Source organism: Pseudomonas sp. FG1 (assembly GCF_034313875.1).
GTDB classification, from domain to species: Bacteria; Pseudomonadota; Gammaproteobacteria; order Pseudomonadales; family Pseudomonadaceae; genus Aquipseudomonas; species Aquipseudomonas veronii.
Genome location: NZ_JAVIWP010000001.1, coordinates 2,720,494 through 2,743,533 on the forward strand (window position 1 = coordinate 2,720,494; position 23,040 = coordinate 2,743,533).

Consider the following 23,040-nt stretch of genomic DNA (forward strand, 5'->3'; position numbering starts at 1 on the left):
AAGCTTATTTTCAGTAGCCAGGTTTCAAGCGCCGTGGCACTTCTTGAATTTCTTCTCGCTGCCGCACGGGCATGGATCGTTGCGGCCAACGTCTTTCAGGGCGTTGCGCACCGGCTCCTGGTGAGCGTGGCCGCAGTTCGGGCCGTGGACATGGCCGTGGTCGTGATCATGGTGATCGTGATCGTGGTTGCAGTCAGGACCATGGACATGGGGTTGCTGAGTCATCGATGTCGCTCCGGAATAAAATCGCCGGGGATTATCTCGCCATTGTGGTCCACGCGCACGTCATTACCGATGAATAATCCGGTTTTCAGCTCGCCTTCCAACCGATAAGGCACGGGCCGGTCGGGGTTTTTCAGCATCTGCACGACGTCACGGATCTGCGGCCAGAGGTTGGTGCGTACCGAGATCTTGAAAAAGGCGTGGCCACGCGGCGGCACGGTGAGCCATTCGTTGGATTCGCCTTCGGTCAGCAGCAAGCGACCCAGGGTGACCTTGTAGATCAGGCCGCGCACCGTGAGGTCGGCGTCGTCGCGGTTATCCACGCGGAAATACAGCTTGAACTTCTGTTCGAGCAACTTGGCCCGCACCACTTCGACCTTCACCAGGGCGACGTGGGGCGGTGGGGCGTCGTCCTCGAACCATGAGGCGCAGCCGCTCAAACCAAGGGTCAACGCCAGCAACAAGCTGTAAGTGCGGAGCATGGCGCGATCCCTGTGAGGTGGTTAGAGGTAGCTGGAGCAACACTTCTTGAACTTCTGCCCACTCCCGCAGACGCATGCGTCGTTGCGTCCGGCCTTCACTTCCACGGTGGGGTCGATGAAGTACCAGTGTCCCTCATTCTGTACGAAAGAGGACTGTTCGCGGTGGCTGTGTTCGCCGGTGCTGTCATGCCAGCGCGCGGTAAACGTCACGAACGCATGTTCCGGCTGGCCGCCGAACACCTCGGAGCTTTCCACTTCCAGGCCGAGCCAGGTGCTCTGGGCGCTCCAGGTGGCGATGGCATCACGGTCCAGGCCGGCCTGCTGCGCAGGCAACGTGGTAGCCACCAGGTAGTCCACCAGGCCCAGTACGTAGGCGCTGTAGCGCGAGCGCATCAGCGCGGTGGCGCACGGCGCCGGGTGGCCGGCGTGATAATGGCCGCAGCACGCGTCCAGCAGGTTGCCGCTGCCGCAGGGGCAAATGGATGTACTCATCGGGTTACCACCAATACTTTCCGAAGTTTTCCGGGTTGGCCCAGAAGCGGGCGTTGAGCCAGTCCGGCACCTGTTTATAGTCAAGCAGATCATAGGTAAACAGCGTCAGTACCTGCTCATCGCGCTGGAAGCGCTCGCCGGCCTGCAGGGCCAGGGAGAAGAAGTCAGTGTCTTTCCAGTCGCAGGCGCCCAGGTCGACCAGCACCGCAATGCGGCTGGCATTGAGGTTGCGGATGCCGCCCAGCAGGGTCAGGCCTTGTGGTTTTGACAGGTGCTCCAGGCAATCGACCACCAGCGCCAGGTCAAAACGCTGCGCCGCGAGGTCCGCCGGCAGCGCGCCAGGCGTCGCGACGGACACCTGAGTCTCAGGGTGCGCCTTTTGAAAGGCCTCCAGCGCCGGGAACTGGCTGGCACCCAACAGCAACAGGCGTTTGGGCTGGTGCAAATCGAGCAAGGCAGCCAGGGCTTGCTGGGGTGTACGGGAAGAAATACCAGCGGTCATCAGAGATCCTCACATCAGGACCCTAGAGACTAGCGCGGCTGAGCGTGCGGGCCTAGAGCGGGTGGTTGCGAAAAGTCCTTCAAGTACGCCCATCCTCAATGAATCCGGGGGTGTGACGTACTGGCGCAGTTGAAAGGAGCGGTCTTTACTCCACCCATCGGCCCCTGCCGATCCCCTCAGGAGAAATCAAATGAGCATCATGCGGACAGCTCTACCCTTGGTTCTGCTCACCGGAGTATTGACAGGTTGTGCAGGTTTGCAAAAAACCGATTGGCCCACCTGCGCCGCCGTGGGCGGCGTGACCGGTGCGGCGATCGGTGCGACGGAAAGCTCAGCCTATGCCGGCTACGGCGCGTTGTTGATCGGCGGCATGGCCGGCGCCTATTGCTGGGTACATGGCGATGGTGACGAAGACGGCGACGGCGTGCCAGACAGCCGCGACAAGTGCCCCGGCACGCCGAAAGGCGTACAGGTCGATGCCAATGGTTGTCCACCTGCGCCACCCGCGGCGGTGGTTGAAGAGGTGGTTGTGGTCAAGGAAGAAACCATCGTGATTCGCGATGTCCACTTCCAGTTCGACTCGGCGAAGCTGACGGCGGCGGATAAAACCGCGCTCGACACCATCGCCACCCGCCTGAAACGCGAAGCCCCGAGCGCCCAGTTGCGGGTCAGCGGGCATACCGACAGCGTCGGCAAGGACGCCTACAACCAGAAACTCTCGGAAAAACGCGCACATTCGGTGACGGACTACCTGATCGGCGCCGGTGTGCCTCGCAGTAACTTCGTGTCGGTGACCGGTGCGGGCGAAAGTCATCCGGTGGCTGACAACAAAACCGCTGAAGGCCGTGCCCTGAACCGCCGCGTAGAAATCCAGATCAACCGCTGACAGGCCTTGCCCCTGTGGGATTCCACAGGGGCATCGTTGGCGATCCTCGCTGAAACTGCCGCCTTCTCAAGTTTTTTGATCCTTCACTGGCAAATCGCCTGTAGAAGTCGTTACTGTGCGCCCAAAGAAAAATTTGAAATAACAAATTCCCCATCACTCAGGAGCCCCATGATGCGTAAGGTTTTTCTGTTGGCCCTGTTGGTCAGCCCCGTTGCCCTGGCCCAGAGCGTGAGTGTTGAAACCAACTCGTTGATGCGCTTGCCCAGCAGTACCGGCGTATTGCAGCTGGAACGCCTGGACGTCGCGGACTACGGCACGTTGCTCATCCCGGCCACGATCAGCCAGATCTCGGTGGATGAGTTGCACCTGGGCCGCGAAGCACGCATCGCCATCGCTCCGGGGAGCACCGGGCTGCAATTGCAGGCGCGGCATGCGCAACTGGAACATGGCAGCCAGATCACCTCGCGTGGCGCTCCCGGTACCCACGAAAAACCAGCCAGGGCCGGACGTGACCTGACCTTGCGCATCAATGCCCTGACGGCGCAGGAACTGTCGGTGGATGCCCGTGGTGGCGCTGGCGCCCAAGGTTATGCCGGGCTGGACGGCGCCAACGGCGAAGACCCTGGTTGCACTTGGGGCTCCGCTGGGCGCGGCGCCAACGGTGATAACGGTGGCGACGGGTTGCCTGGCGCGGCGGGTGCGCAGGTGCGGGTCGAACTGCCGCAGGACTTCCCAAGCGACAAGATCAAGGTCTGGGTCGATGGCGGCGCGGGCGGTTTGGCGGGGACGGCGGGCAAGCCTGGGCGTGGTGGGCAATCCAAGGGTTGCCTGGTGTACCGCGCCGATGGTGGCGAGAAAGGCCGGCCAGGGGTGGAAGGGCAGCCGGGACCGGCCGGGCCTGCGGGAACTGTGACCATTCAGCGACTTTGAGTCGTTCGATCTGACGTCATCGGGAGCAAGCCCCTCCCACATTTGGAATGCATTTCAAATGTGGGAGGGGGTGTGCTCCCGATGGCCGTTTAAGGCCCGTCTCAGAACATCGGCCGCGCCGACGCAATCGCGACCAGCAGCAACCCAACGATCAGGTTAATGCCCACCAACTTGCGGATCTGCCCCAGTGCAGCCGCACCCGCCGGCCAATCCTCAGCCGCCACCGCTGTGCGCAATTCGGGGAACTTCAACGCCTGGATGCGGATGAACAGCGCCGTCATCACCACATACAAGCCCATCATCACCTGCACGTAACGCGGTGCGGTTTCAAACCCGCTGAAGCGCAGTTGCAACAGGCCGACACCGCTGATCGGCAAAACCAGCACCGCCACCCAAACCCACACGAAAAAACGTTGAAACACATTCGCCCACAGCTTGAGCCGGGCAGGGCCCTCGAGGGCCGCCACAGCGGCCGGGCGCAGGATCATCCAGGCGAAAAACATGCCGCCGACCCAGATCAGGGCGGCCAATACATGCAGGGTGTAAACGAGGCTGAACACGGTCATTGCGGTACTCCGTTCTGCGCGGGATTAATTAGCGGGGTATGATAGCGGTCGATCCGAACCACTGAAAATTTATCCAGCGTTTTTTGCGCCCGACTATCCATGATCAGCACTGAACTCAAAACCACGATCCAGGGCGCCTATTCGCGTTTTCTCGAAGCCAAGAGCTTGAAACCGCGCTACGGCCAACGCCTGATGATCGCCGAAGTGGCCAAGGTCCTCGGGGATATCGACACCGACGACGAAGGCCGGCGCAGCGGTGACCCCGCGGTCGTGGCCGTCGAGGCCGGCACCGGTACCGGCAAGACCGTGGCCTACAGCCTGGCGGCGATTCCCACCGCCAAGGCCGCCGGCAAGCGCCTGGTGATCGCCACCGCCACCGTCGCCCTGCAGGAGCAGATCGTCTACAAAGACCTGCCCGACCTGATGCGCAACAGCGGCCTGAACTTCACCTTCGCCCTGGCCAAGGGCCGTGGCCGCTATATGTGCCTGTCCAAGCTCGACGTGCTGCTGCAGGAAGGCCACGCGCAAACTGCCACGGCCTCCTTGTTCGAAGAAGAAGGCTTCAAGATCGAAGTCGATGAAGTCAGCCAGAAGCTGTTTACCAGCATGATCGAAAAACTGGCCGGGAATAAATGGGACGGCGACCGCGACAGCTGGCCCACCGCCCTGGAAGACGCTGATTGGGCGCGCCTGACCACCGACCACAGCCAATGCACCAACCGGCATTGCCCCAACTTCGGCCAGTGCGCCTTCTATAAAGCGCGCGAAGGCATGGGCAAGGTCGACGTGATCGTCACCAACCACGACATGGTCCTCGCCGACCTGGCCCTGGGCGGCGGCGCCGTGCTGCCGGACCCGCGCGACACGCTCTACGTATTCGACGAAGGCCACCACCTGCCCGACAAGGCCATCGGCCACTTCGCCCATTACACGCGCCTGCGCTCCACCGCCGACTGGCTGGAGGCCACCGCCAAGAACCTCACCAAACTGCTGGCCCAGCACCCGCTGCCCGGCGACCTGGGCAAGCTGATCGAACAGGTGCCGGAACTGGCGCGGGAGATCAAGACCCAGCAGCAGTTCATGTTCAGCGCCTGCGAGCAGGTCGCCGACTTCAAGCCCGGCGAAGACGTCGAAGGCCGCGAGCGCCCGCGCCATCGCTTTGTCGGCGGGCTGATCCCCGAGCACATGCGTGAAATGGGCGTCGAACTGAAGAAGGGTTTTTCGCGCCTGACCGACCTGTTCACCCGCCTGACCGACCTGCTCAAGGAAGGCATGGACGGCGAGGTCAACATCGGCATCGCCAGCAACCAGGCCGAGGAATGGTACCCACTGTTCGGCAGCCTGTTGTCCCGCGCCCAGGGCAACTGGGAGTTGTGGACGGCCTTCACCGTCGAAGACCCGGAAGACAACCCGCCCATGGCCCGTTGGCTGACCCTGTCGGAAAGCGGTGCGCTGTTCGATATCGAGGTCAACGCCAGCCCGATCCTTGCGGCGGAAATGCTGCGGCGCAACCTGTGGAACGTGGCGTATGGCTGCCTGGTCACCTCGGCCACGCTGACCGCTCTGGGCACCTTCGACCGCTTCCGCATGCGCGCCGGCCTGCCGAAAAAAGCCGTCACCGCCGTGGTGCCGAGCCCGTTCCATCACGCTAACGCCGGTGTGCTGCGCGTGCCTGACCTCAAGGCCGACCCTCGGGATGCGCCGGCCCACACCGCCGCGATCATCCGTGACCTGCCGGAGCTGGTCGAAGGTTCACGCGGCACCCTGGTGCTGTTCTCGTCGCGCAAACAGATGCAGGACGTGTTCGACGGCCTCGACCGCGACTGGCGCAAGCAGGTGTTTATCCAGGGCAACCTGTCCAAGCAGGAAACCCTGAACAAGCACAAGGCGCGGGTCGATGGCGGCGATTCCAGCGTGCTGTTCGGCCTGGCGAGCTTTGCCGAAGGCGTGGACTTGCCCGGTGCCTACTGCGAACACGTGGTGATCGCCAAGATCCCGTTCTCGGTGCCGGATGACCCGGTCGAGGCCGCGTTGGCCGAGTGGATCGAGGCCCGTGGCGGCAACCCGTTCATGGAAATCTCGGTGCCGGATGCGTCCCTGAAGCTGGTGCAGGCCTGCGGGCGCTTGCTGCGGACCGAAGAAGACCGGGGCACCATCACCTTGCTGGACCGCCGTCTGGTCACGCAGCGCTATGGCAAGGCCATCCTGAATGCCTTGCCGCCGTTCCGGCGCGAAATTTCTTAAGCCACAGTGGGCAAAATCGCCCACTTCGTGGTCTATCTCACTGCCATCGCATTATGTCATCAGGCCATTTATCGGCCGTTTGGGAGAACCTTGCTCGTATGATTCGCACGCTGCCCGCCCTTTTTGCCCTGCTGTTCGCTGCGCCGCTGCTGGCCGCGCCCGCCGGGCAACAAACGTTGTTCAACTTCGTCCGACCTGCCGATGTGGTCAAAGTGGCGACCCAGGACGCCAGCCTGCCGCAATACAACGCCGAACAAACCCCTGAAGGCGAGGTGCTGCGCCGCATCACCTTCAACCCGGCCGCCGAGCCGAGCCTGGTGCTCAGCCCGCAGACCGGTGCCTGGGACTGGTCGCAATCCGGTGCCATGAGCCTGCGTATCCAGAGCGCCATGGACTGGGCGCTGACCCTGTACGTCAAGGTGCAGAGCAATGACGGCAGGACGCTGGTCAGCCGCGTCGACCTGCCGGCCGGTCCGGCCCAGACCCTGTTGATCCCGCTGCAAGCCAACTCGCCGTTGAGCCAGGGCATGAAAGCCGGCCCGCCGATGCCGATCAGCGTCGATGGCCAGCGCGTGTTGCTGGCCAGCAGCGCCGGGGAAATCGACCGCAGCCAGGTGGTGTCGGTGACCCTGTCGATGATCAAGCCGAATGTCGCCCAAAGTATTCTGCTGGAACGCTTTGGCGTGCAGGACAGCGAGCCGGTGCTGAAGGCGGCCTACAGCGAACTGGTGGATGCCTATGGCCAGTCCACCCGTGCGCGCTGGCCGGAAAAGGTCAACAGCGACGAGCAACTCAAGGCCGCCGCCACCAAGGAGCAGCAACAGCTCAAGGCTTGGCTGGCCGAGCGGGATAAATCCTCCCTGGACCAGTACGGCGGTTGGAACAAAGGCCCGGCGTTCGACGCCAGCGGCTTTTTCCGCACCGAGAAGCGCGATGGTCGTTGGTATCTGGTGACGCCGGAGGGGCATCCGTTCTATTCCCTGGGCGTCAACACCGTGGCTTCGGATAACAACCAGACCTACGTGGCGGGCCGTGAATGGATGTTCGCGGCGCTGCCCAAGGCCGGGGAACCCTTTGACAAGTACTACGGCAGCGGCGACAACCGCACCGGTAACGGCGCCGGCGAAGGGCGTAGCTTTGGCGCCGGGCGTTGGTACGATTTCTACCGCGCCAACCTGCAGCGCACGTATGACACTGACGGTTTCGACCAGAAGCGCTGGGTCAGCCACACCCTCGACCGCCTGCAGGCCTGGGGTTTCAACACCGTCGGCAACTGGAGCGCTGCACAACTGGCCAGCGCGGACCGCGTGCCGTACACCTTGCCGCTGTCGATCGTCGGCGATTACGCCAGCATCAGCACCGGCACCGACTGGTGGGGCGGCATGCCCGACCCGTTCGACCCGCGTTTCGCCATGGCCACCGAGCGCGCCGTGGCCATCGCTGCCCGCGATCATCGTGACGATCCTTGGCTGATCGGTTTTTTTGCCGATAACGAACTGGCCTGGGCCGGTCCCGGTGACGATGCAAAATCCCGTTACGCCCTGGCCTATGGCACCCTGCGCATGACCACCGATGTACCGGCCAAGCGCGCGTTCCTCAAGCAACTGCGCGACAAATACCGTAACGAAGAAGGCCTGTCGAAAGCCTGGGGCATCCACCTGGCAGGCTGGGAACTGATGGAAGACCCGGGCTTCGAACCGCCGATGCCCAACCCTGAGCACCCGGAAATCGAAGCCGACTTCAAACACTTCCAGAAGACCTTCGCCGATACGTACTTCAAGACCATCTCCGATGCACTCAAATGGCACGCGCCCAACCAGTTGCTGCTGGGCGGGCGTTACGCGGTGAGTACGCCGGAGGCGGTGGCGTCTTGTGCGCAGTATTGCGACGTGTTGAGCTTCAACCTGTACACGCTCAAACCCCAGGACGGCTATGACTTCGCCGCGTTGCGCGCGTTGGACAAGCCGGTGTTGATCACCGAATTCAACTTCGGCTCGGCGGACCGCGGCCCGTTCTGGGGCGGTGTGACCCAGTTGGCCAAGGAAGAAGATCGCGGCGCCGCGTATGCCAACTTCCTCAAGCAGGCCATGGCCGAGCCGTCGATTGTCGGCGTTCACTGGTTCCAGTACCTGGACCAGCCCGTGACCGGGCGTCTGCTGGACGGCGAAAACGGCCACTTCGGTCTGGTCGGCATTACCGATGTGCCGTTCCAGGGCTTTGTCGACAGCGTGCGTCGAAGCAACCTGGCGGCGGTCGACCAACTGGGCAAGGAAGCCGAAAAGGCCAAGGCGGCCCGCGCGGTTCGCGAGCATGAAGGCAGCAAGCCCGGGCATGACGGTAAAGGTGCGGGGCAGGGCGCCGGACACTCCGGTGGGCATGCCGGAAATGGTCACTGATTCAGTGTTGACGGGTTCACAAATCCTACAAGGGCTGGAACAATGTCGGCCACTTTTTACAGCGTTTTCCGAGGGGGCTTAGGTGCAGGTTCAGGGGCATTACGAACTCCAGTTCGAAGCGGTACGTGAAGCGTTCGCCACGTTGTTCGATGACCCGCAGGAACGTGGTGCGGCGCTGTGCATCCAGATCGGCGGGGAGACCGTGGTCGACCTGTGGGCCGGCACCGCCGACAAGGACGGGGCACAGGCCTGGCACAGCGACACCATCGTCAACCTGTTCTCCTGCACCAAGACTTTCACCGCCGTTGCGGCCCTGCAATTGGTGGCCGAAGGCAAGCTGCAACTGGATGCGCCAGTGGCCAACTACTGGCCGGCATTTGCCGCGGCCGGTAAAGAAGCGATCACCTTGCGCCAGTTGCTCTGCCACCAGGCCGGGTTGCCGGCGATCCGCGAGATGCTGCCCACCGAAGCGCTGTACGACTGGTCGTTGATGGTCGACACCTTGGCCGCCGAAGCGCCGTGGTGGACGCCGGGCCAAGGCCACGGCTACGAGGCGATCACCTATGGCTGGCTGGTCGGGGAATTGCTGCGCCGTGCCGACGGGCGTGGGCCGGGCGAGTCTATCGTGGCGCGGGTTGCACGCCCGTTGGGGCTGGATTTTCATGTGGGCCTGGCCGACGAAGAATTTTATCGCGTGGCCCATGTAGCACGCGGCAAAGGCAACATGGGCGATGAAGCCGCGCAACGTTTACTGCAAGTAATGATGCGTGAACCCACGGCCATGACGACGCGGGCATTTGCCAATCCGCCGTCTATTCTGACCAGCACTAATAAACCCGAATGGCGGCGTATGCAGCAGCCAGCGGCAAACGGTCACGGTAATGCGCGTAGCCTGGCGGGTTTTTATAGTGGTTTATTGGACGGTAGTTTGCTGGAAAGCGACATGCTCGAACAATTGACCCGGGAACACAGTATCGGGCCCGATAAAACCTTATTGACCCAAACCCGTTTCGGCCTGGGCTGCATGTTGGATCAACCGCAATTGCCGAATGCGACCTTCGGCCTTGGCCCGCGTGCATTTGGACATCCTGGTGCGGGCGGTTCGCTGGGGTTTGCCGACCCCGAACATGATGTAGCGTTCGGTTTTGTGACTAATACGCTGGGGCCCTACGTACTTATGGACCCACGTGCGCAGAAGTTGGTCAGAATATTGGCCGGTTGTCTGTAAACCCCTTGCTGTTTCACGTTTTTTTGTTACAAATGCAAGTATAAGAAGACGCTGAGCAAAATATTGTAACTTTAATGTTCTGGACGCGTCTGTTTAACGGGTCATTCAGGCCCTCGGTTTTTTCTCATTTTGTGGATATCTCATGTTATCGAACAAGTCCTTGGCACTGGCGCTGTGCCTATCTATTACTGGCTGCGCACAAACACCACAAAATGATGCCGAAGGCGGGCATTGGTGGTCATTTGGATCTGACAAGGCTGCTACCAAGGACGCAGTGAGCCAAACCGACGCCAAGCCGGACGTCAAACCGGACGCCAAACCCGCCGCGGGCGCCAAACCTGCCGCACCGGTAGCGGCTGCTGCCAGCGCCAAGCCGGCTGCACCGGTAGCTGCCGCTGCTGGCGCCAAGCCTGCCGCACCGGTAGCCACCGCTCCTGCGCCAGCCCCGGTGGCCAAAGCGGATACCGGCTCCAGCTGGTGGCCGTTCTCCTCCAAGAGCGCCGACGAAAAGGCCGCCGATGCCAAGGCTGACCTGAAGGCCGACCTCAAGGCCGCCACCCCGGCGCCAGCCGCTGCTCCTGCCGCCCCCGCCGTGGCCAAGACCGACTCCGAGACTCACTGGTGGTGGCCGTTCGAAAGCACGTCCAAGCCTAAGCCATTGGCCAAGGTCGACGTGACCAACGTGCCAATGCCCGACCCGAAAATCACCCAGGCCTGGCTGGACGACTATGAGCCGCGCCTGCGCGCCGCGATCAAGGACAGCAACCTGCAACTGGAACGTCGCGACAACGTACTGGTGGTGATTGCCCCGGTAGACGGTTCCTACAACCCGAAACGCCCGGCGATGTTGCTGCCGGTCACCCTGGGCCCGTTCACTCGCGTCGCCAAGGCTGTTGAAGCCGACCCGAAGACCGCCGTACTGGTCCTCGGTCACGTTGATGCCACCGGCGCGGCCCCGGCGAGCCAGGCGCTGACCAAAGAACGCGCGCAATCCATCGCATCGATTTTCAGCCTCAGCGGCCTCAAGCAAGACCGTCTGATGCTGCGTGGCATGGGCGACATGATGCCGCGTGCCGCCAACGACAGCACCCAAGGCCGTGCGCTGAACCGTCGCATGGAAATTATGTTTACTCAGCGTACAACTATGTTGGCCTTGCTGAGCAAGTACAACTCGGGCAAGACCCCGCCTGTGGCTGAAATGGTTGCCGTGCAGGACGTTCCCGCGCCTGCGCCGGTCGCAAAAGCCTCGGCGAAAAAGACGGTCGCGAAAAAATCCGCTGCCAAGCCAGCCGCGAAAAAGGCTCCGGCCAAGGCAGCCGCCAAGAAACCTGCTGCGGCCAAAGCCAAGGCCAAGGCTGCTGCACCGGCTGCGAACGACCAGGCCAAAAACTGATCCGCTGAACCAGAAGGATAAAGTCGCATGACCCAGGTGTTGGCTGATATGCGCCGTGACTACACACGGGATGGTTTGAGCGAGGCCCAGGCCCCGAGCGAGCCGTTTGCCTTGTTCCACCAGTGGTTCGGCGATGCGGTGAAAACCGAGCAGCCGCCGGTGGAGGCCAATGCCATGACCCTGGCCACGGTCGACGAGGACGGTCGCCCGCACTGTCGCATCCTGTTGCTCAAGGGCCTGGATGCGCAGGGCTTTACCTTCTTCACCAACTATGAGAGCGCCAAGGGCGATCAGCTTGCGGCGCGGCCCTTCGCGGCCATGACCTTTTTCTGGCCGACCCTGGAGCGTCAGGTACGCATCGAGGGCCGGGTGGTCAAGGTCACGCCGGAAGAGTCGGATGCCTATTTCCAGGTGCGCCCCTTGGGCAGCCGCCTGGGCGCCTGGGCTTCCCCGCAGAGCAAGGTGATCCGTGACCGCGAAGAATTGCACGACTTGCTCAAGGTCACCGAACAGCGGTTCAGCGACACTCAGCCGCACTGCCCTGAACACTGGGGCGGCTATCGCTTATTGCCCGAGCGCATCGAGTTCTGGCAAGGCCGCGCCAGCCGCCTGCATGACCGCCTGAACTACCGCTTGCACGGGGCCGACTGGACCCGTGAGCGCCTGGCGCCCTGATCGTCGTCTTGCGTCACCCTTTCTGACTGTTGCTCGTCACCCCGAAGCCTCTGTTCAAGAGGCCTCGGGCGTGTACTGCTGCGCCGCATTTTTCAACCAGTCCGGCAGCTCGCGGCGGTTGATCTTCAGGGCACGGGCTTTTTCCAGCTGTTGCAGCATGAAGGCCCGCTTGTGCAGGTCGTTGCCCGCCAGGGAGAGCGCCAGGTCGCGATCGATCCAGCGGCGGATGCGCAGGTATAACCAGCCATGGAAATACAAGCCGGCTACGGTCGTGACTATAATGATGAAATAATCCATGAGCGTCCTGTTTACGAGATGAGAGCTACCGTTTGTCGTCTGTTTTGGTGCTGGCACTCTGTACTAGGGCTGAATGAAAGCAATTTTCTGCGGAGCTTGCCGTGACAGGCGTCAAGCGGCCGCGTCTAATGAACACCTGTCCTTTGGAGTTGATGCTATGCGTAAGTCCGTTTTACTAGTTGCCTGCTTTACTACCCTGTCGTTGTTGTTGGGTGGCTGCGCCTCGAGTCTGACCGGCGACTCATACTCCCGTGACGAAGCGCGTCGCGTGCAGACCGTTCGCATGGGGACCATTGAATCCCTGCGTCCGGTGAAAATCGAAGGCACCAAGACCCCAATCGGCGGTGCGGCCGGTGCCGTCATTGGCGGCGTGGGCGGCAGCGCCATCGGTGGCGGCCGTGGCAGTATCGTGACCGCCGTGATCGGCGCCGTCGCCGGCGGCCTGTTGGGTTCGGCCACCGAAGAAGGCCTGACCCGCACCCAGGGCGTGGAAATCACCGTTCGCGAAGACGACGGCAGCATGCGTGCTTACGTGCAGGCCGTGCAGGAGAATGAAATCTTCCGCATCGGTGATCGCGTTCGCATCATGACCGTTGATGGTACCAGCCGCGTGACTCGCTAAGCGTTAAGCCGCGAGCAAAGAAAAACCCCAGCCGGGTGACCGGCTGGGGTTTTTTGTGCGCGGTGTTTTGTGCGAGTCAGGCTTTCTTGCGACTCGCCATCGCCGTCACCGCATAACCGATACACGCCGCGAGTATCGACCCGGTCAGAATCCCCATTCGATCTTCCCCGGCAAATTCGCTGGCGCCCGGCACGAACGCCAGGGAGCCGACAAACAGGCTCATGGTGAAGCCGATGCCGCACAGGATCGCTACGCCGAACACCTGGCCCCAACTGGCGCCGCTGGGCAGCGCGGCGAGGCCGGTCTTGATGGCGAGCCAGGTCAGGCCGAACACGCCGATGGTCTTGCCGATCAGCAGGCCGAGGGCGATGCCCAGCGGTACGTGGTGGGTGAAGCTCTCGAGGCTGACCCCGCTCAGGGACACACCGGCGTTGGCGAACGCGAACAGCGGCAGGATGCCATAGGCCACCCATGGATGCAGGGCATGTTCGAGCGTCAACAGCGGCGAGGTTTCGGCGTTTTTGGTACGCATCGGGATGCAGAACGCCAGCGTCACGCCGGCCAAGGTGGCATGCACGCCACTTTTCAGTACGCAGACCCACAGGATCAGGCCGATGATCAGGTACGGCCCGAGCTTGATCACGCCCAGGCGGTTCATGGCAATCAAGGCGATCAAGCAGGCGCCCGCGCCCGCCAGGGCGGCGCCGGACAGGTCGCTGGAATAGAACACGGCGATCACGATGATCGCGCCCAGGTCATCGATGATGGCCAGGGTCATCAGGAACAGTTTCAGCGACACCGGCACGCGCTTGCCGAGCAGCGCCAGGACGCCCAATGCGAAGGCGATATCGGTGGCCATGGGGATCGCCCAGCCGGAAAGCGCCGCCGGGTAATCCTTGTTGATTGCCCAGTAGATCAATGCCGGCACGACCATGCCGCCGATCGCCGCAGCGCCTGGCAGGACGACTTGCGAAGGCTTGGACAGGTGGCCGTCGAGCAGCTCGCGCTTGACCTCCAGGCCAATCAGCAGGAAGAACAGGGCCATCAGGCCGTCGTTGATCCACAGCAACGCGGGCTTGGCGATCTTCAGCGCGCCAATCTGCGCCACCACGGGCACGTCGAGGAACGCGCTGTAGAGGTGCGACAACGGTGAGTTGTTGACGATCAGCGCCAACGCGGCTGCGGCGATCAACAATAGACCGCTGGCGGCTTCCAACTGGAAGAAACGGGTGAACGTGCTACGCAGAGCCAAGGGGTGCTCTCCAATCCAGATTCAATAGATGCGTACCCTAACCCGTACCGTTAGTTGTTAAAACAAAAGTTATATTCTTATTTGTTATAAGAAAGGAGCGCGGTCGGAGTTGGGGCGGAGCCAAGCAATTGTGTGTCCGATTGAGTCGTTACTGTATCTGTGTGTGGCGTAGGAAACATCCTAAGATTCAGGCTGAAATCCTTAGAGATCCTCTCATGAGCGACCACCGTCCCTGGGCCCGCGAAGCCATTCGTATCATTGAAGCCGACTTCCAGCGCAGCGCCGACACCCACCTGATCCCTTTGGCGCTGCCCGGCTTGCCGGGTATCGAGTTGTACTTCAAGGATGAGTCCAGTCACCCCACCGGCAGCCTCAAACACCGGCTGGCGCGCTCGCTGTTCCTGTACGCGCTGTGCAATGGCTGGCTGAAGCCGGGAGCGCCGGTGATCGAAGCCTCCAGCGGTTCGACGGCGATCTCCGAAGCCTACTTCGCGCGCTTGCTCGGCCTGCCGTTTATCGCCGTGATGCCGGCCACCACCTCCCAGGAAAAGATCGCCCAGATCGGCTTCTATGGCGGCAAGAGCCATCTGGTACAAGATCCGACGCAGATCTACGCCGAATCCGAACGCCTGGCGCAGGAAAGCGGTGGTCACTTCATGGACCAGTTCACCTACGCCGAACGCGCCACCGACTGGCGGGCGAACAATAATATCGCCGAGTCGATCTTCCAGCAGATGCGCTTCGAGCGTCATCCGGAGCCGAGCTGGCTGATTTCCAGCCCCGGCACGGGTGGTACCACCGCGACCCTGGGACGCTATGTGCGTTATCGCCAGCATTGCACCCGCGTGTTGTGTGCCGATGCCGAGCGCTCGGTGTTCTTTGACTACTACCTGAGCGGTGATGCCGGCTTGCGCCTGGAGTGCGGCTCGCGGATTGAAGGTATTGGCCGACCGCGGGTCGAAGCGTCGTTTTTGCCCAAGGTCATCGATGCGATGGTCAAGGTGCCGGACGCGCTGTCGCTGGCGGCCATGCATTACCTGGCCGAGCGGTTGGGGCGGCGGGTCGGCGGCTCCAGCGGGACCAACCTGATTGGTGCCCTGATGGCGGCGCAACAGATGAAAGCGGCGGGGGAGTCGGGGTCGATCGTGGCGATCTTGTGTGACGGGGGCGAGCGATATGCCACCACCTATTACGATCAGGCGTGGCTGGCAGGGCAGGGGTATGAACTGCAGGGCTTGATAGCCGCGGTGGCGGCCAGCGTCGAGCGCGGTGAGCCACTGCCCGATGACATCTTGCGCGCGAATATCTGACACGCCACAAAAACCAATGTGGGAGCGGCCGCGCTCCCACCTTTGGACGGCGCTGTTTTCAGGCCTCGATACCTAACATATCCCGCGCCAACGCCTCGGCAATCCGAATGCCGTCGACGCCCGCCGACAGAATCCCACCGGCATAACCCGCGCCTTCGCCGGCCGGGAACAGGCCTTTGACGTTCAGGCTCTGCATCGATTCGTTACGGGTAATCCGCAACGGCGATGAGGTGCGTGTCTCGATCCCGGTCAAGACGGCATCGTGCAACGAGTAGCCCTTGATCTGCTTCTCGAACGCCGGCAAGGCTTCACGGATCGCTTCGATGGCGAAGTCCGGCAGTGCCAGGGCCAGATCGCCCATGGATACCCCAGGTTTGTAGGACGGTTCCACGCTACCGATGGCCGTGGACGGCTTGCCGGCGATGAAATCACCGACCAGTTGCGCCGGGGCTTCGTAATTGCTGCCGCCGAGGATGTAGGCGTGGGATTCCAGGCGCTCCTGCAGCTCGATGCCGGCCAGCGGACCGCCCGGGTAATCGACCTCAGGCGTGATGCCGACGACGATGCCGGAGTTGGCGTTGCGCTCGTTGCGCGAGTACTGGCTCATGCCGTTGGTCACCACGCGATGCGGCTCGGACGTCGCGGCCACCACGGTGCCACCGGGGCACATGCAGAAGCTGTAGACCGAACGGCCATTCTTGGCGTGGTGTACCAGTTTGTAGTCGGCCGCGCCGAGTTTCGGGTGCCCGGCGTATTTGCCCAGGCGCGCGGCATCGATCAGCGACTGTGGGTGTTCGATACGGAAACCCACGGAAAACGGCTTGGCTTCCATGTACACGCCACGGCCGTGGAGCATGCGGAAGGTGTCGCGGGCGCTGTGGCCGAGGGCGAGGATCACGTGCTTGGAGAGGATCTGCTCGCCGCCGTCGATGACCACGCCGTTCAGTTGACCGTCTTCGATCAATACGTCGGTCACCCGTTGCTCGAAGCGCACTTCACCGCCCAGGGCGATGATTTGCTCGCGCATGTTTTCCACCACGCCGGTCAGGCGGAACGTACCGATGTGCGGCTTGCTGACGTAGAGGATTTCTTCCGGCGCGCCGGCCTTGACGAACTCGTGCAGCACTTTGCGCCCGTGGAATTTCGGGTCTTTGATCTGGCTGTAGAGCTTGCCATCGGAAAAGGTCCCGGCGCCGCCCTCACCGAACTGCACGTTGGACTCCGGGTTGAGCACACTTTTGCGCCACAGGCCCCAGGTGTCCTTGGTGCGCTGGCGCACTTCCTTGCCGCGCTCGAGGATGATCGGCTTGAAGCCCATCTGCGCCAGCAGCAGCCCGGCGAAAATCCCGCACGGGCCAAAACCGACGACGATCGGACGTTCAACCAGATCCGCGGGCGCCTGGCCCACCACCTTGTAGCTGACGTCCGGCGCCGGGTTGATGTTGCGGTCGTCGGCAAACTTGAGCAGCAGGGCGGCTTCACCCTTCACGTTCAGGTCGACGGTGTAGATGAAGCACAGCTCCGACGATTTCTTGCGGGCGTCGTAGCTGCGCTTGAACAGGGTGAAATCGAGCAGGTCATCACTGGCGATGCCCAGGCGCTGCACGATGGCGGGCCGCAGGTCTTCTTCGGGATGGTCGATGGGCAGCTTGAGTTCGGTGATTCGTAACATGACAGGATCCGGTGTGCGGCGTTTGGTGGGGCCGGCAGTTTTGCAAACCGGCGATTATAAGCCCCAACGGCAGGTTCCCGTCATGTTAAAACAGCGCGGGCCCGCATCAATCGTCGCGCGAACCGCCGAAAGCCGCGCAGCCACGCTGGACTTGACCGTTGACCCGCAACTCGGCGGTCATGTGTTGCAGGCTGCCGCTGGCACTGTCGACACAGCGCTGGGGGGCCACCCACAGTTCGATGTGCTGGTTATTGGCTTCGGTCATCAGGTTGAAACGCCCGTCACCCAGTTGTTCCTCGACATAGGGAACCGGCAGCGGCGGCTGGCCTTCGCGCTCCAGCACCATGCCCTTGGCGGTGACGTTCAGCGCCCAGGCCGGCTTGTGGCCGTTGGCACGCAGGATCATGCGCTTGAAGTCGGGATCATCGCAGGCCGAGGTCGAGCGCTCGACGCGGTACAGCTGTTGCAGCTCCACTTCGCCCTGGGTGCCGGCAGCGACGCCGGAGAACTTGCCGCGCAGGTCGGCAAACAGTGCGCCTTGCTGGCCGGCCAGGGACGCGGCTTCCTGCAGGATGCTGGTGCCGCCGGTGTCCTTGACCACGTAGTTGCGCTGGTCGTGGCACGGTTGGAACAACAGCTTGCCGGCGACTGCCGTGAGCTCGCCCTGCATGCGGGTCAGCCCGGCGGTGGACGGTTTGGCCGGCTCGCTTTCGAACAACTGGCAGGCGGTGAACAAGGGGAGCAAGGCAAACAGCATGAGGGTACGGGCGGCACGCATTATCGGGTCTCCTGACAAGTGCCGCCACGTTACGCAGGCTGGCGGTGCATCACAAGCCCACGCGCCAGCTTCAGGCATTTCTTACAGCTTTGGCGTTCAACCTACGATAAAGGTTTGGCCGGTCTGCAAGCCCTCGACGCTTTTCGCGTAGGCCAGTGCCACATCGGCGCCCGCAGCCGGTTTGTACCCGCGAAAGTACGGTGCATAGCTGCCCATGGCTTCCAGCAGCACTGTCGGGCTTACGGAATTGACGCGCAGGCCCCGTGGCAATTCGATTGCCGCGGCTTTCACAAATGCATCCAGTGCGCCATTGACCAGTGCCGCCGAGGCGCCGGTGCGAATCGGGTCGCGGTTGAGGATGCCGCTGGTAAAGGTGAACGAGGCGCCGTCGTTGGCGTACTCGCGGCCGATCAGCAGCAGGTTGACCTGGCCCATCAGTTTGTCGCGCAGGCCCAGTTCGAAATCGGTTTCGCTCATCTCACCCAGCGCGACGAAATTCACACTGCCTGCGGCGCAGACCAAGGCATCGAACCGGCCGGTCTGCTCGAACAGCCGACGGATCGAGGCGCTGTCGCTGATATCCACCTGGAAGTCGCCGCTGCTGCGACCAATACTGATCACCTCGTGACGCTGCGCCAGTTCCGCCTTGACCGCCGAGCCCACGGTGCCGCTGGCACCAATCAATAGGATTTTCATCGTGCTGTTTCTCCAGTGGGTAAGTGAGGGTTCAGTCTAGTGTGGCTTTTCAAGTGGATAAACGTGCTAATAGGCAACCTTTGGTTTTCAAATGGAAACAATCCATGAGCGAGATGGATGACCTGGCGGCGTTTGCCGTATTGATCGAGGCCGGCAGTTTCACTGTGGCGGCTGAGCAACTGGGCTGCAGCAAAGGGCAACTGTCCAAGCGCATCAGCCAGCTGGAGGCGGGGTACTCGGTGGTGTTACTGCATCGCACCACGCGCAAGCTCAGCCTGACCGCTGCCGGCGCTGCGTTGTTGCCCCAGGCGCAGGCGTTGGTGGCGCAGGTCGAACGGGCACGTCAGGCGCTGGCCCGGCTCAAGGACGACTTGGCCGGGCCGGTGCGTATGACGGTTCCGGTGTCGTTGGGCGAAACCTTCTTCGACGGCTTGTTGCTGGAGTTTTCCGAGCACTACCCGCAGGTGCAGATCGAACTGGAGCTGAACAACAGCTACCGCGACCTGGCGCGGGATGGCTTTGATCTGGGGGTACGCTCGGGCGCCATCGAAAATCAGCGCCTGGTGGCCAAGCCGTTGTTGGCCTGGCACGAGATGACCTGTGCCAGCCCGGCCTACCTGGAGCAGCACGGCGAACCGCTGACCCCAGCCGATCTGGCGTCCCACACCTGCCTGCTGAACAGCCACTACAGCGGCCGCGAAGAGTGGCTGTACCACCAGCAGCACGAGCTGCTACGCGTGCGGGTGAGCGGGACCTTCGCTTCCAATCACTACAACCTGTTGAAAAAGGCCGCCCTGGTGGGCGCTGGTATTGCGCGGCTGCCTTCCTACGTTTTACCGGCGGAACTGGCTGACGGCCGATTGCGCTGGCTCCTGCGGGATTATCAGACGCGGAGCCTGCCGATGTACCTGGTGCATCCCTATCAGGGCGGCTTACCGCGACGCACCCAAGTGTTGGCCGACTACCTGGTGGACTGGTTCAAGCGCAGCGGCGAAGCCCTCGACCGACTCTAGCGATAGCGGCGGGCGATCAGGTGGTCGACGGAGAGGCGACCCGGGCCTTTGGCCACTAACAGCAGTAGGACGGCCAGCCAGGTGCCGTGGGTCGGGTAGGCATCGGGGTACACGAACAGTTGAATGGTCAGGGTCATGCCGATCAACGCCAGGGCCGAGAAGCGTGTGGCCAAGCCCAGCAGGATCAGCACCGGGAAGAAGTGTTCGGCAAATGCCGCCATGTGCGCGGCCACTTCCGGTGACAGCCAGGGCAGCTTGTATTCGCTGCGAAACAGCGGCAGCGTCGAGGCGGCGAGGCGCGGCTCGCCCAGTTGGAAGGTGCCGCTGATCAAGTCGATGGCAAAGCCTTCGACTTTGGTTTGCCCGGACTTCCAGAACACCGCCGCGATGGAGAAGCGTGCGAGAAAGGCGATCAAGCTGTAGGGGATTTTTTCGAAAAGCTGGATGGCCCGGTTGATCAGGCGCGTTGATCGAGGGTTCATGGCGATACCTTGTGTTCCAGAGACAGATGAGTGATGGCGGCTTGGTTGATCAGCAACGCCAGGCATTGGTGCAGGTCGAACTCGGCTGAGGCCTCGAGTGCGTGCGCGAGCGCCTTCTCCAGCACCGCGCCCTGGTTCAGGCTGTCGATAAACGCCACCGAGCCGCTGTCGATGGCGAACACCTTGACCTCCAGGCCCCGGCGCAACACGAGGGCGCCCTGGGCATGCCAGGGATTCAACGTGGCAATCGCGCCCTCGGTCTGGTGCGCCGCCCACACCGCGACGACGGCGTAGCGCGAGTCCAGCGTGGCCAGGGATGGGTGCAGTTGCAGGTGCAATGTGCCCAGCTCGGTGTGCGTTTGCAGTTGCTGCAGAACAGCCTGCGGTTCCAGCGCGGGGGCATCCGCCGCGTGATAGGCACGGACCCGCAAGCGTTCCAGGCGCGCTACATCCGCCAGGTAAGGCACGCTCGCGGCCGGTTCAAAGCCCTGGATAAAACCGGAAAATGTCGCGCCGTATTCGCTGATCAATGGGCTGCCGGGCGGGCATGCCTGTACGTAGCAGCCGGCCATGGCGCGGAAAAACGCATCGCCCACCAGTTGCAACGTCACCGGGTAAGCAGTCGCCAGCGCGTTGATCAACGAGCCGTGGACATTGTTGCGATACACCGCAAATCGGCTGGCCGGGTCGGCGCCGTTGCTGCTGAACAGGCCGGCCGGGCAGGCTTGGTCCGGCGCCAGCAGGGCGGCGGCAAAGTCTTCGAGAAGGCTCATGGGCGGCCCCGCGACAAGTGCCGTTCGGCCTGCTGTGCCTCGGCCAGCAGCACGCTGAAGGCCGGTACCTGGTTATCCCTTTCGATCAGCGTGGCCACCGGGCCGGTACGCGCGAGCACGTGTTCGTACAACTGCCAGACAGCGTTATCGATGGGCGCGCCGTGATCGTCGATCAGCAGGCGCTCACCCAGGCTGTCGGTGTCTTCGGCAAAGCCTGCCAGATGAATCTCAGCCACGGCGTGCAAGGGCAGCGCGTCGATGTAGGTCAACGGATCGCGCTGATGATTGATGCACGACACATAGACGTTATTCACGTCCAGCAGCAGGCCGCAACCGGTGCGGCGGATGATTTCGCCGATGAAGTCCGTTTCGTCGAGCGTCGAGCGCTGGAACTGCAGATAGGTCGATGGGTTCTCCAGCAGCATTGGCCGCTTGAGGGTGCTCTGAACCTGATCAACGTGTTCGCACACTCGATTGAGGCTGGCGACATCGTAGGCCAGGGGCAGCAAGTCGTTGAGAAACACCGGGCCGTGGGTCGACCAGGCCAGGTGCTCGGAAAAGGCCTGGGGTTGATAGCGCTCGATCAGTGTTGCCAGCCGTGCCAGGTGCTCACGGTTCAGCGGGCTTTCGCCGCCGATGGACAGGCCTACGCCGTGCAGCGACAGCGGGTACTGCGCGCGAATCAAACCCAGGTAGTGATGAAACGGGCCGCCGGCCACCATGTAGTTTTCGGCATGCACTTCAAAAAAACCGATATCGGGGCAGGTGTCGAGCACTTCGGTGAAGTGCTCGTTTTTCAGCCCCAGCCCGGCCCGCAGGGGGAGGCCGGGCACCTGAGCCGCTGAGGGCGTTTGCAGGAACGAAAGCGTCATCATCAGTACTCAGGCTGCGGGCTGCTTCAGGACTTGGCGGTAAAGGCCGCTTCCTGGCCGAAGCCAGTCGACGAGGTGGTGCTTGGGGTTTGGGTGCAGGTGCCGGCCGGGACCAGTTTCCAGGCGTTGGCCTGATCCTTGGTTTTGGAGGTGCCGGCGCAGGAAGTGCCAGCGCCGGCGGCGCAATCGTTCTTGCCGGCTTCGGCGACGCCGAAGCATTTCTGCATGTCGTCGGCCGCGTGGGCGCTGGTGCTCAAGGCGGACAGGCTCAGGGCGGAACTCAGGGCGAGGACGAGGGAAGCAGCGGACAGCGAACGGTGTTTAACGGTCATGGTGTATCTCCAGCAGTGGGATGAGTCGGCGGGCATGATTGCCTGCTTGTACCACTAGAGGCTGGACGCTGGAATTCGTTACAAGCCGTTTGAAAAAATTTCAGCGATCACCCGAAACAAATGTGGGAGGGGCTTGCCCCCGATGACGGTATATCAGCCACATATTCTGTGCCTGACATGGCGCCATCGGGGGCAAGCCCCTCCCACATTTAGCAACCGGGTGTTAACCGCCGAGGTACGCCTCACGCACCTTCGGATCGGTCAGCAACTGCTCACCCGTGCCCTGCATCACCACCCGGCCGTTTTCCAGCACATAGGCACGGTCGGCGATTTTCAGCGCCTGGTTGGCGTTCTGTTCGACCAGGAACACCGTCACACCGTCCTTGCGCAGCTGTTCGATGATGTCGAAGATCTGCTGGATGATGATCGGCGCCAGGCCCAGGGAGGGTTCGTCGAGCAGCAACAGCTTGGGCTTGCTCATCAGCGCGCGACCGATGGCGAGCATTTGCTGCTCGCCGCCGGACATGGTGCCGCCGCGCTGGCTGAAGCGTTCCTTGAGCCTGGGGAACAGGTGCAGCACCTTGTCCATTTGCTCCTGGTAGTCGCCCTTGTCGGTGAAGAACCCGCCCATGGCCAGGTTCTCTTCGACGGTCAGGCGCGAAAACACCCGTCGACCTTCCGGCACCACGGCAATGCTCTTACGCATGATGTGCGACGACTGCTGGCCCACCAGCTCTTCACCCATGTAGCGGATGCTGCCGCTGTGGGCCTGCGGCGAACCGCACAGGGTCATCAGCAAGGTCGACTTGCCGGCACCGTTGGCGCCGATCAGCGTGACGATCTCACCCTGGCGCACTTCGACGTTGACGCTGTGCAGGGCCTGGATCTTTCCGTAGAAAGTGGAAACGTTTTCGAATTGCAGCAT

The 23,040-nt window shown here is 62.5% G+C and carries 25 protein-coding genes; 10 read left to right on the forward strand and 15 right to left on the reverse strand.

The genetic code is table 11. From position 1 onward, the window contains the following. Positions 1-24: 24 nt before the first annotated feature. The 4 genes from RGV59_RS12490 to RGV59_RS12505 are packed head-to-tail and all read right to left on the reverse strand — an operon-like array spanning position 25 to position 1,698. The gene (locus tag RGV59_RS12490; protein WP_003189235.1) at positions 25-225 is read right to left on the reverse strand and encodes an SEC-C metal-binding domain-containing protein; all 201 of its coding nucleotides are present in this window, start codon (positions 223-225) and stop codon (positions 25-27) included. Further along, on the reverse strand, positions 222-704 hold the full coding sequence (locus tag RGV59_RS12495; protein WP_046384449.1) for an LEA type 2 family protein: 483 nt from the start codon (positions 702-704) through the stop codon (positions 222-224). Before RGV59_RS12495 ends, RGV59_RS12490 begins: the two co-directional genes overlap by 4 nt. A 21-nt stretch (positions 705-725) precedes the next feature. Next, positions 726-1,196, reverse strand: coding sequence for a YchJ family protein (locus tag RGV59_RS12500; protein WP_017844777.1), 471 nt, complete (start codon positions 1,194-1,196; stop codon positions 726-728). Between the two features lie 4 nt (positions 1,197-1,200). Beyond that, entirely contained in the window at positions 1,201-1,698 is a 498-nt protein-coding gene (locus RGV59_RS12505) for a DUF6231 family protein (RefSeq protein ID WP_017844778.1), read from the reverse strand. A 190-nt stretch (positions 1,699-1,888) separates the two neighbouring features. Between RGV59_RS12505 and RGV59_RS12510 the strand changes: the two genes are divergently transcribed. Together RGV59_RS12510 and RGV59_RS12515 are read left to right on the forward strand one after the other, a co-directional pair. Then, complete coding sequence (locus tag RGV59_RS12510; RefSeq protein ID WP_046384448.1) at positions 1,889-2,584, forward strand: OmpA family protein; 696 nt, start codon at positions 1,889-1,891, stop codon at positions 2,582-2,584. Positions 2,585-2,755: 171 nt separating this feature from the next. Continuing rightward, on the forward strand, positions 2,756-3,514 hold the full coding sequence (locus RGV59_RS12515; protein WP_017844780.1) for a hypothetical protein: 759 nt from the start codon (positions 2,756-2,758) through the stop codon (positions 3,512-3,514). A gap of 101 nt (positions 3,515-3,615) precedes the next feature. Here RGV59_RS12515 and RGV59_RS12520 read toward each other — a convergent pair whose 3' ends face one another. Next, positions 3,616-4,080 carry a CopD family protein gene (locus RGV59_RS12520; protein ID WP_102617380.1) on the reverse strand — a complete coding sequence of 155 codons (465 nt, stop codon included), beginning with the start codon at positions 4,078-4,080 and terminating at the stop codon, positions 3,616-3,618. Positions 4,081-4,179: 99 nt separating this feature from the next. On the opposite strand from RGV59_RS12520, the gene dinG reads away from it, so the two are divergent. From dinG to pdxH, 5 genes are all read left to right on the forward strand, one after another. Beyond that, positions 4,180-6,324 carry an ATP-dependent DNA helicase DinG gene (gene dinG / locus RGV59_RS12525; RefSeq protein ID WP_017844782.1) on the forward strand — a complete coding sequence of 715 codons (2,145 nt, stop codon included), beginning with the start codon at positions 4,180-4,182 and terminating at the stop codon, positions 6,322-6,324. 98 nt (positions 6,325-6,422) lie between these two features. Continuing rightward, entirely contained in the window at positions 6,423-8,720 is a 2,298-nt protein-coding gene (locus RGV59_RS12530) for a beta-galactosidase (RefSeq protein ID WP_126585673.1), read from the forward strand. Between the two features lie 82 nt (positions 8,721-8,802). After that, positions 8,803-9,948, forward strand: a complete 1,146-nt coding sequence (locus tag RGV59_RS12535; protein ID WP_017844784.1) for an EstA family serine hydrolase — start codon at positions 8,803-8,805, stop codon at positions 9,946-9,948. 142 nt (positions 9,949-10,090) lie between these two features. Next, entirely contained in the window at positions 10,091-11,341 is a 1,251-nt protein-coding gene (locus RGV59_RS12540; protein ID WP_126585674.1) for an OmpA family protein, read from the forward strand. Positions 11,342-11,368: 27 nt separating this feature from the next. Next, positions 11,369-12,016: a pyridoxamine 5'-phosphate oxidase gene (gene pdxH, locus RGV59_RS12545; RefSeq protein WP_017844786.1), complete on the forward strand. Its 648-nt coding sequence runs from the start codon at positions 11,369-11,371 to the stop codon at positions 12,014-12,016. A 54-nt stretch (positions 12,017-12,070) separates the two neighbouring features. On the opposite strand, the gene RGV59_RS12550 is transcribed toward pdxH, so the two are convergent. Continuing rightward, positions 12,071-12,313: a hypothetical protein gene (locus RGV59_RS12550; protein ID WP_102617384.1), complete on the reverse strand. Its 243-nt coding sequence runs from the start codon at positions 12,311-12,313 to the stop codon at positions 12,071-12,073. A gap of 157 nt (positions 12,314-12,470) precedes the next feature. Here RGV59_RS12550 and RGV59_RS12555 point away from each other — a divergent pair, with 157 nt between their 5' ends. After that, positions 12,471-12,935, forward strand: coding sequence for a glycine zipper 2TM domain-containing protein (locus RGV59_RS12555; protein WP_003189251.1), 465 nt, complete (start codon positions 12,471-12,473; stop codon positions 12,933-12,935). A 76-nt stretch (positions 12,936-13,011) separates the two neighbouring features. Here RGV59_RS12555 and nhaA read toward each other — a convergent pair whose 3' ends face one another. Then, positions 13,012-14,187, reverse strand: a complete 1,176-nt coding sequence (nhaA, locus tag RGV59_RS12560) for a Na+/H+ antiporter NhaA (RefSeq protein ID WP_017844788.1) — start codon at positions 14,185-14,187, stop codon at positions 13,012-13,014. Between the two features lie 215 nt (positions 14,188-14,402). Here nhaA and RGV59_RS12565 point away from each other — a divergent pair, with 215 nt between their 5' ends. Continuing rightward, the gene (locus tag RGV59_RS12565) at positions 14,403-15,497 is read left to right on the forward strand and encodes a PLP-dependent cysteine synthase family protein (RefSeq protein WP_057004730.1); all 1,095 of its coding nucleotides are present in this window, start codon (positions 14,403-14,405) and stop codon (positions 15,495-15,497) included. Between the two features lie 58 nt (positions 15,498-15,555). On the opposite strand, the gene RGV59_RS12570 is transcribed toward RGV59_RS12565, so the two are convergent. The 3 genes from RGV59_RS12570 to RGV59_RS12580 form a co-directional block, all read right to left on the reverse strand. Then, on the reverse strand, positions 15,556-17,169 hold the full coding sequence (locus RGV59_RS12570) for an NAD(P)/FAD-dependent oxidoreductase (RefSeq protein ID WP_017844790.1): 1,614 nt from the start codon (positions 17,167-17,169) through the stop codon (positions 15,556-15,558). A gap of 106 nt (positions 17,170-17,275) precedes the next feature. Beyond that, complete coding sequence (locus RGV59_RS12575; RefSeq protein WP_017844791.1) at positions 17,276-17,947, reverse strand: COG3650 family protein; 672 nt, start codon at positions 17,945-17,947, stop codon at positions 17,276-17,278. Between the two features lie 96 nt (positions 17,948-18,043). Continuing rightward, complete coding sequence (locus tag RGV59_RS12580) at positions 18,044-18,643, reverse strand: short chain dehydrogenase (protein ID WP_017844792.1); 600 nt, start codon at positions 18,641-18,643, stop codon at positions 18,044-18,046. Positions 18,644-18,747: 104 nt separating this feature from the next. On the opposite strand from RGV59_RS12580, the gene RGV59_RS12585 reads away from it, so the two are divergent. Next, entirely contained in the window at positions 18,748-19,656 is a 909-nt protein-coding gene (locus RGV59_RS12585; protein ID WP_017844793.1) for a LysR family transcriptional regulator, read from the forward strand. Here RGV59_RS12585 and RGV59_RS12590 read toward each other — a convergent pair. From RGV59_RS12590 to RGV59_RS12610, 5 genes are all read right to left on the reverse strand, one after another. Next, complete coding sequence (locus RGV59_RS12590) at positions 19,653-20,138, reverse strand: DoxX family protein (protein WP_017844794.1); 486 nt, start codon at positions 20,136-20,138, stop codon at positions 19,653-19,655. The two genes, RGV59_RS12585 and RGV59_RS12590, sit on opposite strands and share 4 nt — an antisense overlap. Then, entirely contained in the window at positions 20,135-20,911 is a 777-nt protein-coding gene (locus RGV59_RS12595) for a DNA-binding domain-containing protein (RefSeq protein ID WP_126585675.1), read from the reverse strand. Before RGV59_RS12595 ends, RGV59_RS12590 begins: the two co-directional genes overlap by 4 nt. Then, the gene (locus RGV59_RS12600) at positions 20,908-21,786 is read right to left on the reverse strand and encodes a DUF692 domain-containing protein (RefSeq protein WP_017844796.1); all 879 of its coding nucleotides are present in this window, start codon (positions 21,784-21,786) and stop codon (positions 20,908-20,910) included. Before RGV59_RS12600 ends, RGV59_RS12595 begins: the two co-directional genes overlap by 4 nt. 23 nt (positions 21,787-21,809) lie before the next feature. Then, the gene (locus RGV59_RS12605; RefSeq protein WP_017844797.1) at positions 21,810-22,115 is read right to left on the reverse strand and encodes a DUF2282 domain-containing protein; all 306 of its coding nucleotides are present in this window, start codon (positions 22,113-22,115) and stop codon (positions 21,810-21,812) included. 223 nt (positions 22,116-22,338) lie between these two features. Then, complete coding sequence (locus tag RGV59_RS12610) at positions 22,339-23,040, reverse strand: ABC transporter ATP-binding protein (protein WP_017844798.1); 702 nt, start codon at positions 23,038-23,040, stop codon at positions 22,339-22,341.

What these genes read in the sequence shown, in the direction of transcription:
- RGV59_RS12490 (WP_003189235.1), bottom strand. Translation starts at nt 225, where the DNA reads ATGACTCAGCAACCCCATGTCCATGGTCCTGACTGCAACCACGATCAC.
- RGV59_RS12495 (WP_046384449.1), bottom strand. Translation starts at nt 704, where the DNA reads ATGCTCCGCACTTACAGCTTGTTGCTGGCGTTGACCCTTGGTTTGAGC.
- RGV59_RS12500 (WP_017844777.1), bottom strand. Translation starts at nt 1,196, where the DNA reads ATGAGTACATCCATTTGCCCCTGCGGCAGCGGCAACCTGCTGGACGCG.
- RGV59_RS12505 (WP_017844778.1), bottom strand. Translation starts at nt 1,698, where the DNA reads ATGACCGCTGGTATTTCTTCCCGTACACCCCAGCAAGCCCTGGCTGCC.
- RGV59_RS12510 (WP_046384448.1), top strand. Translation starts at nt 1,889, where the DNA reads ATGAGCATCATGCGGACAGCTCTACCCTTGGTTCTGCTCACCGGAGTA.
- RGV59_RS12515 (WP_017844780.1), top strand. Translation starts at nt 2,756, where the DNA reads ATGCGTAAGGTTTTTCTGTTGGCCCTGTTGGTCAGCCCCGTTGCCCTG.
- RGV59_RS12520 (WP_102617380.1), bottom strand. Translation starts at nt 4,080, where the DNA reads ATGACCGTGTTCAGCCTCGTTTACACCCTGCATGTATTGGCCGCCCTG.
- dinG (WP_017844782.1), top strand. Translation starts at nt 4,180, where the DNA reads ATGATCAGCACTGAACTCAAAACCACGATCCAGGGCGCCTATTCGCGT.
- RGV59_RS12530 (WP_126585673.1), top strand. Translation starts at nt 6,423, where the DNA reads ATGATTCGCACGCTGCCCGCCCTTTTTGCCCTGCTGTTCGCTGCGCCG.
- RGV59_RS12540 (WP_126585674.1), top strand. Translation starts at nt 10,091, where the DNA reads ATGTTATCGAACAAGTCCTTGGCACTGGCGCTGTGCCTATCTATTACT.
- pdxH (WP_017844786.1), top strand. Translation starts at nt 11,369, where the DNA reads ATGACCCAGGTGTTGGCTGATATGCGCCGTGACTACACACGGGATGGT.
- RGV59_RS12550 (WP_102617384.1), bottom strand. Translation starts at nt 12,313, where the DNA reads ATGGATTATTTCATCATTATAGTCACGACCGTAGCCGGCTTGTATTTC.
- RGV59_RS12555 (WP_003189251.1), top strand. Translation starts at nt 12,471, where the DNA reads ATGCGTAAGTCCGTTTTACTAGTTGCCTGCTTTACTACCCTGTCGTTG.
- RGV59_RS12565 (WP_057004730.1), top strand. Translation starts at nt 14,403, where the DNA reads ATGAGCGACCACCGTCCCTGGGCCCGCGAAGCCATTCGTATCATTGAA.
- RGV59_RS12570 (WP_017844790.1), bottom strand. Translation starts at nt 17,169, where the DNA reads ATGTTACGAATCACCGAACTCAAGCTGCCCATCGACCATCCCGAAGAA.
- RGV59_RS12575 (WP_017844791.1), bottom strand. Translation starts at nt 17,947, where the DNA reads ATGCGTGCCGCCCGTACCCTCATGCTGTTTGCCTTGCTCCCCTTGTTC.
- RGV59_RS12580 (WP_017844792.1), bottom strand. Translation starts at nt 18,643, where the DNA reads ATGAAAATCCTATTGATTGGTGCCAGCGGCACCGTGGGCTCGGCGGTC.
- RGV59_RS12585 (WP_017844793.1), top strand. Translation starts at nt 18,748, where the DNA reads ATGAGCGAGATGGATGACCTGGCGGCGTTTGCCGTATTGATCGAGGCC.
- RGV59_RS12590 (WP_017844794.1), bottom strand. Translation starts at nt 20,138, where the DNA reads ATGAACCCTCGATCAACGCGCCTGATCAACCGGGCCATCCAGCTTTTC.
- RGV59_RS12595 (WP_126585675.1), bottom strand. Translation starts at nt 20,911, where the DNA reads ATGAGCCTTCTCGAAGACTTTGCCGCCGCCCTGCTGGCGCCGGACCAA.
- RGV59_RS12600 (WP_017844796.1), bottom strand. Translation starts at nt 21,786, where the DNA reads ATGATGACGCTTTCGTTCCTGCAAACGCCCTCAGCGGCTCAGGTGCCC.
- RGV59_RS12605 (WP_017844797.1), bottom strand. Translation starts at nt 22,115, where the DNA reads ATGACCGTTAAACACCGTTCGCTGTCCGCTGCTTCCCTCGTCCTCGCC.
- RGV59_RS12610 (WP_017844798.1), bottom strand. Translation starts at nt 23,040, where the DNA reads ATGCTGCAATTCGAAAACGTTTCCACTTTCTACGGAAAGATCCAGGCC.